General features: G+C 47.2%; 11 protein-coding genes. 2 read left to right on the forward strand and 9 right to left on the reverse strand.

The annotated features are described in order from the left end of the window. Positions 1-450: 450 nt before the first annotated feature. The 8 genes from DZK30_RS10115 to DZK30_RS10155 all read right to left on the reverse strand — a co-directional run bounded on the left by DZK30_RS10115 (position 451) and on the right by DZK30_RS10155 (position 8,875). Positions 451-696 (reverse strand): hypothetical protein, encoded by a 246-nt coding sequence (locus DZK30_RS10115; RefSeq protein WP_118974031.1) that lies wholly within the window; start codon positions 694-696, stop codon positions 451-453. Positions 697-779: 83 nt separating this feature from the next. Next, positions 780-1,373, reverse strand: coding sequence for a hypothetical protein (locus DZK30_RS10120; protein WP_162903005.1), 594 nt, complete (start codon positions 1,371-1,373; stop codon positions 780-782). Between the two features lie 54 nt (positions 1,374-1,427). Then, positions 1,428-2,981 carry an ABC transporter ATP-binding protein gene (locus DZK30_RS10125; RefSeq protein WP_118974033.1) on the reverse strand — a complete coding sequence of 518 codons (1,554 nt, stop codon included), beginning with the start codon at positions 2,979-2,981 and terminating at the stop codon, positions 1,428-1,430. Positions 2,982-3,655: 674 nt separating this feature from the next. Next, on the reverse strand, positions 3,656-4,708 hold the full coding sequence (gene phaC / locus DZK30_RS10130) for a class III poly(R)-hydroxyalkanoic acid synthase subunit PhaC (RefSeq protein WP_118974034.1): 1,053 nt from the start codon (positions 4,706-4,708) through the stop codon (positions 3,656-3,658). 129 nt (positions 4,709-4,837) lie between these two features. Beyond that, complete coding sequence (locus DZK30_RS10135; RefSeq protein WP_118974035.1) at positions 4,838-5,224, reverse strand: hypothetical protein; 387 nt, start codon at positions 5,222-5,224, stop codon at positions 4,838-4,840. A 75-nt stretch (positions 5,225-5,299) separates the two neighbouring features. Continuing rightward, positions 5,300-5,935: a hypothetical protein gene (locus tag DZK30_RS10140; RefSeq protein WP_118974036.1), complete on the reverse strand. Its 636-nt coding sequence runs from the start codon at positions 5,933-5,935 to the stop codon at positions 5,300-5,302. Between the two features lie 24 nt (positions 5,936-5,959). Continuing rightward, positions 5,960-7,015, reverse strand: a complete 1,056-nt coding sequence (locus DZK30_RS10145) for an agmatinase family protein (protein ID WP_118974037.1) — start codon at positions 7,013-7,015, stop codon at positions 5,960-5,962. Positions 7,016-8,230: 1,215 nt separating this feature from the next. Next, positions 8,231-8,875 carry an outer membrane beta-barrel protein gene (locus DZK30_RS10155; RefSeq protein WP_118974039.1) on the reverse strand — a complete coding sequence of 215 codons (645 nt, stop codon included), beginning with the start codon at positions 8,873-8,875 and terminating at the stop codon, positions 8,231-8,233. A 636-nt stretch (positions 8,876-9,511) separates the two neighbouring features. On the opposite strand from DZK30_RS10155, the gene mnmG reads away from it, so the two are divergent. Together mnmG and DZK30_RS10165 are read left to right on the forward strand one after the other, a co-directional pair. After that, on the forward strand, positions 9,512-11,380 hold the full coding sequence (mnmG, locus tag DZK30_RS10160; protein ID WP_118974040.1) for a tRNA uridine-5-carboxymethylaminomethyl(34) synthesis enzyme MnmG: 1,869 nt from the start codon (positions 9,512-9,514) through the stop codon (positions 11,378-11,380). Positions 11,381-11,615: 235 nt separating this feature from the next. Next, positions 11,616-13,364 carry an Ig-like domain-containing protein gene (locus DZK30_RS10165; protein ID WP_162903006.1) on the forward strand — a complete coding sequence of 583 codons (1,749 nt, stop codon included), beginning with the start codon at positions 11,616-11,618 and terminating at the stop codon, positions 13,362-13,364. A 188-nt stretch (positions 13,365-13,552) separates the two neighbouring features. On the opposite strand, the gene DZK30_RS10170 is transcribed toward DZK30_RS10165, so the two are convergent. Next, positions 13,553-14,254 carry an adenine nucleotide alpha hydrolase gene (locus DZK30_RS10170; protein WP_118974042.1) on the reverse strand — a complete coding sequence of 234 codons (702 nt, stop codon included), beginning with the start codon at positions 14,252-14,254 and terminating at the stop codon, positions 13,553-13,555. Positions 14,255-14,274 lie beyond the last annotated feature (20 nt).

Raw genomic sequence — 14,274 nt, forward strand, 5'->3', positions numbered from 1 at the left:
TTGCTCCTACGGAGCAATGGCAGGGTTGTTTGTTTATTTGACTACAGACATTTTGCTCCTACGGAGCAATGGCAGGGTTGTTTGTTTATTTGACTACAGACATTTTGCTCCTACGGAGCAATGGCAGGGTTGTTTGTTTATTTGACTACAGACATTTTGCTCCTACGGAGCAATTTCAGGGTTGCTTGTTTCTTTGTCTACAGACATTTTGCTCCTACGGAGCAATGGCTGTCTCTGGGTTTACAGATCATCCTTCCCGGCAAGCCGGCCAGAACGCGACAGCGGCCTAAACGGGTGCCGATCTTCTTTTTAATGCGGATAAACAGCAATCCCAACAGATAAAACTGTTTTCTTCATCGCCTTATCTGGCAAAAGCCGCTGATGGCCAGGTACAGGTATAAAAAATAAGCCTCTGTTCGGGAGGCTTATAAAAAAGTTTATTCCATTATACTATACACAGCATTGCGAAATGTACCGCTTGCCCGAATAGCAGAGATCGCTGTCCCTGGGACACAGGCCCACGTTCTGCGTAGCGCACTGGTTGCTGTTTCCCGGATTGATTATGGTACCATCGTCAGGAGGAAAACAAGTTGTGTTGTTGCTGCCGCCTGCAACGACAGCATGTTTATTCTGTAAAGAGGAGATAGCTTCTTTGTTCAGCTTTAGCGACCTAAGGGCGATTGATTTCTTTTTCATAAATGGTGTTTGCTTAAAAGTATAAAAGAATATTTTGATCGCAGCTCATAACTTAACCGATCTCCTTTACATTGCCCAACAGCTTAATCAAAGGTCAGCGTTACTTTGTTCAATTCTCCAGCATCTATACGCTGGTTGTGATTGGCATCGAAAAACAGCACAAGATAAAGGGTATGGACACCTGATTCTTTTAATGTTTTTCTCTTTCCCGCTATCAGCAAGGCATTCACGCTCCAGTCGAGCGTGAGCCAATCGCCCTGCTGCCCGGCCAGAGCCGCTCGGTGGTCCCGTTCATCGAAATAATACAGGTAGTGATGACCCTCAGGATTCAATATCATTTCACTATAACCGGTGTCGGCGTCAGCAGCCATGCCACTCCCCGGAGCAAGATAAGGTACTCGTGATACGGCCATGCCTACGCGCGCTTTATCGGGCAGGCCTTTGTCCTCAAAGGCCGCTAGCTGTAAGGCATTACCTGCATCTTCACTGTAGCGGGGACTGTGGAAACGTAAGGTAAATGGTTCCCTTTTCAGCTTTATTGATTGCTCATCGCCTAAGGGTACCCGCTTTTCCCCCTGTATGATCATGGCGCCTGCAAAAGGTTGTGCCAAACTCCCGAAAGAAAGCAAGACGAACAGTAAGACCAGGACAGATAGCTTGTTTTTGTGGAAAACCATGTGTGTTGTTTTATCAGCTGCGGGGAAATAATAACGGGGACATGGCCAAAGTGTTTATAAACCGGGTATAGCGGCAAGCAATCGCTGCGTATAAGCCTGTACCGGGTGTTCCAATACCTGCTGCGTAGCGCCCTGCTCCACTATTTTTCCTTTCTCCATCACTATAATGCGGTTGCTGATCCTTTTAACCACGGTAAGATCGTGCGTGATAAACAGGTAGGTAAGCTGCATCTGCTGCTGCAGTGTGGCCAACAGTTCCAGTATCTGCTCCTGTATGGTAACGTCCAGCGCTGATACGCTTTCATCGCAAATGATGAGCCGGGGTTGCACAGCCAGGGCACGGGCAATGCAAATGCGCTGCCGCTGGCCCCCCGAGAACTCATGCGGATATTTGTGCCGCGCAGCGGCCGGCAATTTTACCTTTTCCAACAGTTCGTCCACATATTTATCCACAGTCTTCGCGTTGGCGATGCCATGGACCAATAGCGGCTCGGCCAGGCTGTCGCCTACTCTGATACGCTGATTCAAGGACGCATAAGGGTCCTGGAAAACAATCTGGATATCTTTGCGTAAACGGCGCCACTGTGCCGTAGTGAATTGCGTAATATCCTGTCCTTCAAAATAAATATGTCCTTCTGTGGCCGGCTGCAGGCCCAGTATGCTACGGCTGAGCGTACTCTTACCACAGCCCGATTCTCCCACCAGGCCCAGGGTCTCGCCGGGATAAAGATCGAAGCTCACGCGATCGACTGCGGTAAAGCTCTTTACCGTTTTCCCCAGCCAATTGATCTTTTCGGGATAACGGATCGCAAGATCTTGTACAGAGAGTAGCGGCGTTTCTTTCAGTGCTGGTGTAGGCGCCATATTGATCTCTTTTACCTGTGGAAAAGCAGTAACCATCTTTCCTTTTTCCAGCACCAGGTAATCGTCGGCTAATGTGCGGGCCAGCGCCAGGTCGTGGGTAATAAAGAGGATAGCCGTACCATATTCCTGCTGCAGCGATTTCATGAGCTGGATAATCTCTTTCTGAACCGTTACATCAAGGGCGGTAGTAGGCTCGTCGGCGATCAGCAGGGTGGGGTGGTTGCACATGGCCATGGCAATCATGACGCGCTGCTTTTGTCCGCCGGACAGCTGATGTGGATAACGTCGTAATAACCGGATCGGATCGGGCAGCTTTACTTTTTCAAACCATTGCAGGGCCAGCCGGCGCGCTGCCTTTGTGGATAAGTCCTGATGTGCCCTGATGGATTCGATCAGCTGATAACCACAGGTCTTTACGGGATTCAGGGCAGTCATGGGCTCCTGGAATACCATGCCTACGGCTTTTCCGCGTACAGCAGGCCAATCCTGGGGCCGCAGCGCTGTGAGTGCGCCAACGCCTTGGAGCTGTATGCTGCCGCTGATACGGGCGTTGGCAGGCAAAAGCCCCATGAGCGCCAGTGATGTCACCGATTTGCCCGATCCGCTCTGCCCGATAAGCGCCAGTGTTTTTCCGGCGGCCAGGGCAAAGGAAAGCTCCTGCACGGCTTCGAAAGGCTGTGCAGCTTCGAAGCGGACGCTTAGGCGGTTTACGATGAGGCAATTTTCGGCAGGGGTGGCAATCATGAATCCAAAAGTAAACCCTTTTGGGCTGGAAACAACGGGTAAGGGGTGCGCTCCATTTTTTGGGTAATCCACAGCCCTAATTTTAATTATCTATTTTTTAATAAAAAAGGATTACTACTATTAGGGCTGTGAATATGGTGGAAACTTTTTTCTGCTAACATTGGAATTCTCGCATGAATCGTTAATCCCCCGCTTTTCCACAGTCATGAATCGGAGGAAAGCCTTGATTTTACTGAGATTCTTAAAGTTATTCTCCGCTGTGGATGAAGAAGGTGCTGCAGAACCTTTTGTGGTGTGCAAGTGGGATATCCTGTAAAGTGAATATGAATTTAAAGTGAACAAATCTTTAACAACACGAGCCAAATTTATTTTTGGTTTTTATTAGGTGGGTTTTAAGACGGGTTTAACCAGTTTCCAACAACTTTTTGCTACTGTTTGTGGGTAAATAAGTGAAGGAAAGATCGGTTTTGGAAGAGTGGCGTAACATTTCCTTAATGCACATCATCTTGTGTACAACCAGGTCTTTAGGTCTAATATGTTTAATAAATAGGGATGTGGACCGTATTCGTGGTAGGTTAAATGAAGAGCTGCCCATCAGTGATGAGCAGCTCAGATGTTATTTACCACGCGGGAAGAATTGCCTTTTGTGGTATAAGGTTGTGGATAAGCTGTTATCAGCTCTTTTCAATAGTCCATTTGGCTACTGCCGGCGCCAGATCTTTCTGGGACTTGGTGCCTACAAATACGCCGATATGACCACCCGGGAAGGGGATCTCCTGCTTGTCTTTTGATCCGATCTTGGCCATCACTGCTTTGGTGCTGTGATTGGGAATAATGTTGTCGCCTGTGGCATAAACGTTGAGATAAGGCACGTTCATGTTTTTCAGGTTTACTTTTTCACCGCCCAGGGTAAGTTCGCCTTTTATCAGCAGGTTGTCGCGGAAAAGATCCTTGATGTATTTGCGGTACATTTCACCGGCAATAGCAGGAAGATCGGATTTCCAATGCTCCATGCGCAGGAAGTTCAGGAGCTTATCCTCATCTTCAAGGGAATCCATAACGCCTATGTATTTGCTGATATTCATGGAGGGCTTCAGCATGCTGAAGGCAGAGTCTATCATTTCGCCGGATATGGTGCCCACGCTATCTACCATAGTGTCTACATCGATATATTTAGCCCATTTATACAGCATATTCTCGTTTTCCCCAAAGTCGAAAGGCGCTACATAAGTAGTAAGGCTTTGCAACTTTTCAGGATACCGGCTGGCGTAAATCATGGAATAGGTACCAGCCTGGCAAATGCCTTGCTTGTGGATCTTGGGTACTTTATGTTTTTTACGGATGAAATCAATGGCGTCGTTCATATAGCCATCGATATAATCTTCCATAGTGAGGTATTTATCGGCCTGGGTGGGATAGCCCCAGTCCATAATATAGATATCTAATCCTTCTTCTATCAGCTTCTTCATCAGGCTACGGTCGGGCTGCAGGTCGAGCACGTCGTGGCGGTTCAGCATCGCAAAGGAGACCAGCACGGGAATTTTACATTTTGCCGGTGTTTCGCGCAGGTAGTGGTACAGCTTTACTTTATCTTTTTGCCATACCAGTTCTTTAGGGGTCGTTGCTACCGTTACTTCCTGGATGTTTTTCAGTGTTTCGTATCCTTTTGCCAGTTTCTGTGTGGTGGAGGTCAGTTCTTCAAATAGACCGGAGGGATTAAATGTCATAGAGGTCAGTTTCGTTTTTTATAATATGTTCAACCTAGGAAAGATAAACATTTTTTTCATGAAACGCCGCAAAATTAGCGCAATTGCGGGATATATAACAAGAGCTAACAATTTGTTAGCTCTGCTTATTTACCATTTGAGTTCCAGCAGGATGCTGCTGTAATCGCCGTTGGCCTCTTTGCTTTGCTGTAGCAGGCTTATTGCCTTTGGCCCGGTTACTGCTACGAGATAAGGTGTTTCCGCTCCTATGTAAAGCATATTGTCTTTGAGGCTATAATCCAGTGTGTCGGTATTGCCTTGGTAATGTACAATGGCTTTGCCGTTCTTTTCAAAGCGGATATAGTCGCCGGCTTGTCCCACGACTTTGTGGGTGTCGGTCGCGGAGCCTTCCTGGTTGGCATAGATTTGTTCCTGTAATTTCCAGGTATGGCCGGCGAGCTGCGGTACTTCGGTGGTTGCGGCATAACCGGCTTGGGTCAGCGTGCAGAGGAAAAAGATAGTGAATATGTATTTCATGAAAAAGGGAAGGATATACCTTCCCAGTTGCAAAAAGCGTGCCGGAATTAAATATTAGTATTTAATTTTATATGATTACCAGTCTTCTTTATACAGATGTTTTTTGGCTTCGATCTGGATATGGCAATAGGCTTCGAAATCTTCCTGGTTTATGGCTTCCTGTCCATGATCCACATTGATCTGGAATAATTTATTATCCTTGCAATCAATGGTAAGGACTTTGTGCCGCAGCATAACCTTTTTAATATCCTGCCAGGTCATGTCGCTTTTCCGACCGAGGCCGGTAACAAAGATGCCTTTATCGTTGAAAACAGCTCGTCTTGTCTTTTTCCCATTCCGTTCCCAGTAATAGGCTAATATGATGCCAAGCAAGGCTGCGCCGGAATAGGCTGCTGGAAGATACCATTTCCGGATGAAGGAATAGGCCAGGATAGAAATGAATAGCAAGATCTCGGCTATGCGCAAGCCGAAATTGGCAGGGCTTTGAATGATCTTTTTATTGAAGAAGACAGATATAATGAGCAAGGCAAAACCAAAAGCTGCATATAACAAGCCTATGTTATTGAGGAAATTAAATTCGGCCTGTTTTACAGCGTTGGGGACCAGCCAGGTGAAAAGGCCCATAATTAAAAGAAGGAAACCGGCCATAAGATGCATGCCGGTTACCTGATTCTTTTTTACCTGTTTGCCTTCCAGGAGTATTTGATACATAAGCGGGATAAGTGTGCCGGCTGATTACCCGGCCAGAATATTACACAATTTGTACAAAGCACGAGCGCCGACAATGGGATCGATGCAGTCGTGCCCATGTGAGCCGGAGGATACCTCGTTAAGATCGAAGCCGATGATCTCTTTACCCGACTGTTTTACTTTACGGAAGAGGTAGAAGATCTGGTCGAGCTCGAAGCCGCCGGGAACCGGGGTGCCGGTATTGGGACATAGTTTGGGGTCGAGGCCATCTATGTCGAAGCTAATGTAGACTTTATCGGGCAGTGTGGCAATGACTTCGTCTACGATGTGCTTCCAGTGTTCGCCTTCGTACTGGCGTTCTTTAATGTCTTTATCAAAGAAGGTTTTGATACGGTCGGGCGATTGATTGATGATATCCAGCTCTTCGTCGCAGTAGTCGCGAATGCCTACCTGTACGAGCTTCTTCACCTGGGGTATTTGCTCCAATACATTGTACATGATAGAAGCGTGGGAATAGGTGAAGCCTTCATATGCTTTGCGCAGATCGGCATGGGCATCTATCTGCAGAATACCGAAGGATTCATGTTGTTCGCTTAAGGCTTTAATATAGCCCAGGGGCGTGCTGTGATCGCCGCCCAGCAGGGCTACCTTTTTACCCTCGGCCAGGTATTTGGCGGCGAGGTCGTGGATCCAGTCGTGCATCATCTTTCCGCCTTCGTTTACCTCCTGCAGCTTTGAAAGCAGCTGTTTGCTGCAATTGAGTGGATTGCCCTCGGAGAGACAGCCGATAATGAGCTCGGCACAGCTGCGCAGGTAATCACTTTTGTTGCGTATGTTTTTGTCATAGGGCAACATATAGTAACCCTTTTTCCAGGCATCGGTATAGTCGGAATCGTAAAGGTCGACCTGCATGCTGGCGTCAAATATTTGTTCTGGTCCCCTTGAGGTGCCCGGGCGATAGCTTACGGTTACTTCCCAGGGCACGGGAATAATAATGAGCTGTGAATCCTCTTCGGAGAAGGGGAGGCCGAAGATATTGTTGGAAACGAGACCTGGTGAATTCGGGTCGAAGTTATCCAGGACTGCTGAAGTCAGAGACATCGAATGATTTCTTTGGTTAATGCGCCGCAAAGGTAGGTAAAATATATAAAGTATCCTTATCGAGAGGCTCTATGATCTATAGGGTTTATGTATATATGCGAATGACTTTTTTCGGGAACAGACTGCGGTATTTCAAGTTCTGATTGCATGAGAGCAACAGCATTTGGACGCTGTGAAAGATTCGTGGCATAGCGTATCATGAGTGAATGGATAGCGTGACAGTATATAAATAGTCGCCCCATACCTTCTTACTTACTGCTTAAAGGGAATAGGATTACTGATTTCTCCAGTCTATTATGAAGCCAGTTGGTCTTAAGTAATCAGCAATGTCTTCAAATGGTTTGGCTTAATGTTTCACGTGGAACATGATATCCGAATGTGTTCCCTACCGCACACTTTCTGTAGAATACCTTAGTATGTCTTTGCGTAGTTTGTAGAGTAGCAATTCTATTGGGTAATATCTTTTATCGGTATCTTATAAGTTTCTCCCTTTTGAAATGAGTTAAGATAATTGCTTGGTGTTTCAACAGAGGAGGTTTAATAGATATTGGTTTTTAAATGCTCCACATAGAAGGTTAGTGGCTAAGAGCAACTTCGATAAAGACATTGCGCTCAACGAATGGCAAGTATATGTTTCAACAAGAGAAATGAAGTGATAGGCGGCTGGAGTTATCATTTTCTTACAACTCCTGGATATGGTTGATCGGTTGGTTAATGTTGTGTATTTGAATACTACTGTTCCACGTGGAACAATGGTATCAGGATCCATTCAATTTCTGTCCCGGAGCGGATACCCTTGTTGGCCTTGGAATCAATCTTTCTTACCAAAGCTCGGTGAGGTTGCATGTTGGTGCTTAATTGGAACGGTCCTCGCATTGATCTCATTGATCGCATGCCCTCTGGTCGATTGGAGGCTGACGTCATTGTTTCACGTGGAACAATACGGTAAATAAGTTGGTGATTGATGATCCTATTAGATTCAGCATGTTCCTTTAGAAGCAGTTTTAAACTATTTAGTTGGAGTATAGCGTTGTTCCACGTGAAACAATAGTGCAACAATGTTTCACGTGGAACGGCATTCATATGAAATAGTCTGGTTATCCTGAAATAGTAAGTAAGTCGATTCTTGAGTTTGTGAAAGGGTTAAGATGAGCCTTCAATAGGCCAGTAACCATTAATTGAATTTGTAGTCTGTTTCCGTATCCTGATAATCACTTAAAACAAATAGTTGAACCCTACTTGGGCTGTAAAGTTTGGACTGTATAAATAAGGCGGAAAGGATTCGCCGGTTATTGAGTTCATAGTATTCCCCAGTCCAGCTGCTTGCGTATTAAGGCTTACTCTTCGCCCGATTTGGTACTGTAGGCCTAAGCCGGCAAACAGGGCTGATACCGGGTGGTATTTGCTGGTAAAATGTTGTCTTGTGATCAATATATCGCCAAATTGGTTGGCACGGGCAGATTCATAATACCCGAAAGCCATACCGCTATTCAATCCGCCAAAGGCATATAAAGAGCATCGTTTCCCGCTAAGGAAGTGGAATTTGGCGGCGAGAGACAGGTTAATCACCTGCGCTTTAAGCTGCACATACATGCTATACGGCTGGGCTCTTATCCATTCGTATTCGATACTGGCCTGGTCATGGACCTGGTTGTGCTGCAGACCTGCTTCTATTTCCAAATGCTTCAAAATGCGATAGGCGGCATAGACCTGGTTGCTGATACCGGTATTCTTTTCTGTACTGCTGCTAAATGTCCGCTCTCCCACCAGGCCCAGCCGGTAGCCTGCAGACCATTTGCTTTGTGCGTATAAGGCTGGATTAATTGGCAGCAGGAGTAATAAGATCGAAATGCGCTTCATTACAGATGTGTTTTAATGGTTAAAAGAATAGTGACTATCGGGATAAAGGAACCAGGCTTGTGCTTCTATAAATATTGACGAATACGCTTTACTTTACCCGGTATGTTAATTGATATTTTTTTGTTCCCACAAAAAAAGAAAGACAGTGCCGCCTGATCGTATAGCCATTGACCACGCATAAAATCAGGAGCAACTTTAGTTTATATCGCCGGACAAGGATAGCAGAGCAACGCTTTAATGGTTAATCCAAAGCCCCTTTTTGCTACTCCTAATTTGCTGGTTTCCCTATTGGGTTTCATTGTCAAATGCATCACCTGCTTAAAATCGGGATAGTGGGCATAGGTTGAAAACACCATTGTTCCAGTGCAGGGAAGGGCGAATAAGTTGTAGCTGACGATGTCGATATAGGAAACAAAATATTCTCCGATCCTTGAGCCAGTCGAAAGAACAAGCTATAGCGATGCTTCGACAGGCCCGGCAACCGGGATCGGGACAATGTTTCCTGTATCAATATAGTCAGATAAGTATATTGCTTCCAGGTATAGCCGTTTTCGCCAGGGCTTCCGGGCGCATGCATTATCTTTTGTACCTTTGCCGCCACTCTGTATAATATAAATAAGGAGTACCAACAAGAAGATGTTTCCAGAATATGATGTAATAGTAGTAGGCGCAGGGCATGCCGGTTGCGAGGCCGCAGCTGCAGCCGCCAATATGGGGAGCAAGACCCTGCTGATCACGATGAACATGCAAACCATAGCGCAAATGAGCTGCAACCCGGCTATGGGTGGTATCGGTAAAGGGCAGATCGTACGGGAAATAGATGCCCTTGGCGGCTATAGCGGTATTGTAAGCGATAAAAGCATGATCCAGTTCCGCATGCTGAATAAAAGCAAAGGTCCGGCCATGTGGAGTCCCCGTACGCAAAACGACCGGATGCTGTTTGCCCAAACCTGGAGGGAAATGCTGGAGCAGACCCCCAATCTGGATTTCTGGCAGGATATGGTCAAAGGCCTCCTTATTTCCGACGGCGCCGTAAAGGGTGTGATCACCGGTATGGGACGGGAAGTGCGGGCCAAGGCCGTGGTGCTGACCAATGGCACTTTTCTGAATGGTGTGATCCATGTGGGTGAAAAGCAATTTGGCGGCGGCCGTATGGGTGAAAAAGGGGCGACTGGTATTACCGAGCAATTGGTATCGCTGGGCTTTGAAAGCGACCGCCTCAAAACCGGAACGCCACCCCGTATCGATGGTAGAAGCCTCGATTATTCCAAGATGGAAATACAGCCTGGCGATGAAGAGATCGTTGGTTTTTCCTATAGCAATATTGATCGTATTGCACCGCAGCAGCAACGCCATTGCTGGATCACTTATACTTCGCAGGAAGTACACGATATACTGAAAACCGGCTTCGACCGTTCGCCCATGTACCAGGGCAGGATCCAGGGCAGCGGTCCGCGCTATTGCCCCAGCATCGAGGACAAGATCAACCGCTTCGCCGATAAAGACCGTCACCAGCTGTTTGTAGAACCCGAGGGCTGGAACACGGTGGAAATTTATGTGAATGGTTTCAGCACATCGTTGCCCGAAGAGGTACAATATAAGGCGCTGACCAAAGTACCCGGTTTTGAGCACTGTAAATTTTTCCGTCCCGGCTATGCGATCGAATATGATTATTTCCCGCCTACCCAGCTGAAGTTCACCCTGGAGACTAAGCTCGTGCGGAACCTTTTCTTTGCCGGCCAGATCAATGGTACTACGGGCTATGAAGAAGCGGCCTGCCAGGGATTGATCGCCGGTATCAATGCGCACCGGAATGTACAGGCGCTGGAACCTTTTGAGCTGAAAAGAAATGATGCTTATATCGGTGTGCTGATCGACGACCTGATCCATAAAGGTACCGATGAACCGTACCGTATGTTTACCAGCCGTGCCGAATTTCGCACACTCATGCGCCAGGACAATGCCGATATACGGCTGACGGAGATCAGCTATGATATGGGGCTGGCTTCGGAAACACGTATGCAACGTGTGCAGGAAAAAAAGGATGCAGTTCAGAGCATCCGTAATATTTTACAGCAATCGGGTATCGAGCCGGAAGAAATCAACCCAATTTTGGAAAAAAAGGGTATTTCGACCATAAAAGAGCGTCAAAAACTGCAAAAAATACTCCTAAGGCCCGACATTTCGCTGGAGGAAATGGTCCTGTGCCTTCCATCGGTACAGGAAAAGCTCAGTGGCTTTAAAAAAGAGGATTTGGAACAGGCCGAGATACAGGTAAAGTATGAAACGTATATAGAAAAGGAAAAGGAAATGGTGGCCCGCATGAGCAATATGGAAGATCTCAAAATTCCCGATGCTTTCAACTATGAGAAGATACAGGCGCTCAGCACTGAAGCCCGGCAAAAGCTAACTAAAATACGGCCGCATACACTGGGCCAGGCCAGCCGCATTTCCGGGGTCAATCCCAGCGATGTGCAGATATTGTTGGTATATATGGGAAGATAAGGCAGAAGGAGAAAAGCACAAAATAAAGATGATATTCAAAGCCGCTGGTAGCAACGGCTTTCGTATTTTATAAATGCGAAATACAAAATATGTGAATATTATACTCATCATCTATAATTAAAACAATTCCCGCATTAATTATCCATGTATGTTGTCATATAAAATATGTGGAATAAGGTTTGATTTAAGAATAAGGAAACACCTTTTTTAAACAAGCTTATTAAACGTATTGTACATGAAGACAAGATTTTTATCCACCCTTTTTACCGCTTTGCTTTCTGCAATGGCGTTGACCCTCGAGGCCCAGCCTGTGGCCAATGGAAAAGTTAGAAATACTACTGAAGACGCTACGACCAATATCACAGCGACAACCAGCACTGCCAACCTGCTGAACGGCGCTACAGGAAGCGGCCTCAGCATTACGGGGTATACGATAAACGGAATGCCGGGCACTTATGATACCGGTACTGTGGTCACTATTCTTTATCCTGCAGCGACCGATACCGTAGGCACGATCAATATTCACAACAACGGTAATTACCAGTTTATACCCAAACCAAACTATAATGATACTGTCCCGCTGATCACCTATACGGTAAAAGATGTCAATAACCTAACGGATACCGCCATATTGAAGATCCTGATCAGAGCCGTGAACGACGGAACAGCCAATACGATTCCATCTTATAATGTGCGGGAAGATAGTTCTTTGGTTATTAACCGTTCGATAAATGGGGCCCCTCTGATCTGGGAAGAAGATGTGGATGCCGGCTATGGACAATTCACCATCAGCTTTATCATTTCAGATGGCAACAACCTGATCTTTACGCCCGATCCGGCCTTTGGCACCCTTACCGCAACCAGCACCGACAGTGTAACCGTTACCGGATCGGGTACGGCGCAAGTCGTGCTCACAGGCAGCCTGCCTGCCCTCAATGCCTATCTTCACGACGGTAATACGGCGGCATCGCCACCCATTACCTACCTCACCCCTGGCGCCGATGCCAACTACACCTGCTTACGCGTGCGGATCACGATGACGGCCGACGATCATGGTAATACCGGTGATCCGGGCTTCCCCGTTGTCGCCAGAACCGATACCACGAGCAGGATCATAACTATCGGCATTATGGCCGATATCAGGGCCGATAACCTTAATGCATCGGGCGTTGCACCGCTACCCTTTAACCCCATAACCGGTACCGGCGGGGCTTCAGCCGATAATTTCGAATCTGCCCTCCGGTATATGTCGGCTATTAACGGTGCTGCCTTTACCAATGGCCAGGTAGTCACACTGCCCAGCGGCAACAGCATTACCGTCGATACCACAGGCGATATCACCTTTACGGCTGCGAGCGGATTTTCCGGGGTGGATTCGTTTACCTATACGGTAAGTCCCGGCGGCAATGGCTGTCCGGAAACGGCTAAGATAAGCATCAACGTGAGTACCACATTGCCTGTTGAGCTGGTCCGTTTTACAGCAGTGGAGCAAGCGCCCTGCCAGGTGGTACTGAGCTGGCTTACCGGTAAAGAAGAGCATCTGCGGGAATTTACCGTAGAATGGAGTAAGGATGGAAAATACTTTGTACCTGCAGGCATTGTCCCTGCAAAGGGTTCCGGCAACAGCTACCAATATATACCGGATCATGCCGGAGAAGGTGCAGCTTATTACCGTTTAAAAATGACGGATCTCGATGGAAGCTTCCGTTATAGCCCAGTGGTTAGCCTGATCCGGCATTGCGGCGCTGCATACAAAGTCAAGGTATATCCCACATATACTAACGGCAAGGTACAGGTGGAAGGCCTCCGAGAAGGAGATGAGCTGACCTTATACGATGGCAACGGGCGCCGGATACTGCAACGGAAAGCTACCGGAGCAGCAATCCAATACCTGGACCTCGAGCATAATATACCGGGGATGTATTACCTGATCCTGACCGATGTAGCAGGAGGGAAGAGCAGCTATAAGCTCATCAGGGAATAGGGATATGACCCCCAGGTTGCTTCCACATGAAACAATAGAAACCGGTAAAGTCATCTTCCGTGTTTTCCTAAATCCAAAGGAGCTCGGTTGTTCAATAAAACGTGCAGGAACCAAAACCTGCACGTTCCTTTTTATTTTCAGTCAACGGTATGGAAAATCATCAGATCATCTGCTGATATCTATGAATATCACGATGCTTCATCCTTCAGTAGTACATCCAGGAAATAAAATCCCTGCCTGCTGTCCTCATTTACCCGGTACTCGCGGAAAACCGTTTCACCGGGCGTTACGGGCAAAGGTGCAGAGAAATAAGGTGCGTCGATCACCAATGAATGGTACTCACCATACTCACCACAGGGATCGACATGATCTGGCAGATCGGCGAGTAAGTCGCGTCCGATAAACCTGCCCAGGAAGCTTTGATCGAGATAACGGTCGTTTACACATACGATCAGGGCTTTAATGCCACAGTCTTCCACTTCTTTTACCAGCCCGGCCGTATTCTTTTTCCATAAAGGAAACAGGGCTTTCATGCCTGCGGTCGCCAGTTGTTGCTCCCGGTAGGCCCTCAAGTCTTCCAGAAAGATATCGCCGAAGCCCATCGTATCGATACCGGCTTGTTTAATGGCTGCTACGGTATCGCCCATGATCCGGTTATAAGTGTCCATATCTGCATCCTCGGGTAGGTAGATCTTTTGCAGGGGCAGTTGCATATGCTTCGCCTGGCGTTCCAGCACCTCTTCCCTTACGCCATGCATGCTTATCCTGCCGTAGGCCTCCGAAAGACTGGTCAGCAGGCTGCGTACCCGGTAGTCTCCGGTTTGTAGCAGGTGGTATAGGGCCAGCGCGGCATCTTTGCCGCTGCTCCAGTTGAGCACAATGTCCTGCATGGATTATAATAAAGTTTTGC

Origin of the sequence: Taibaiella koreensis (assembly GCF_003545715.1) — a bacterium.
In the GTDB taxonomy this organism is placed as follows: domain Bacteria; phylum Bacteroidota; class Bacteroidia; order Chitinophagales; family Chitinophagaceae; genus Taibaiella; species Taibaiella koreensis.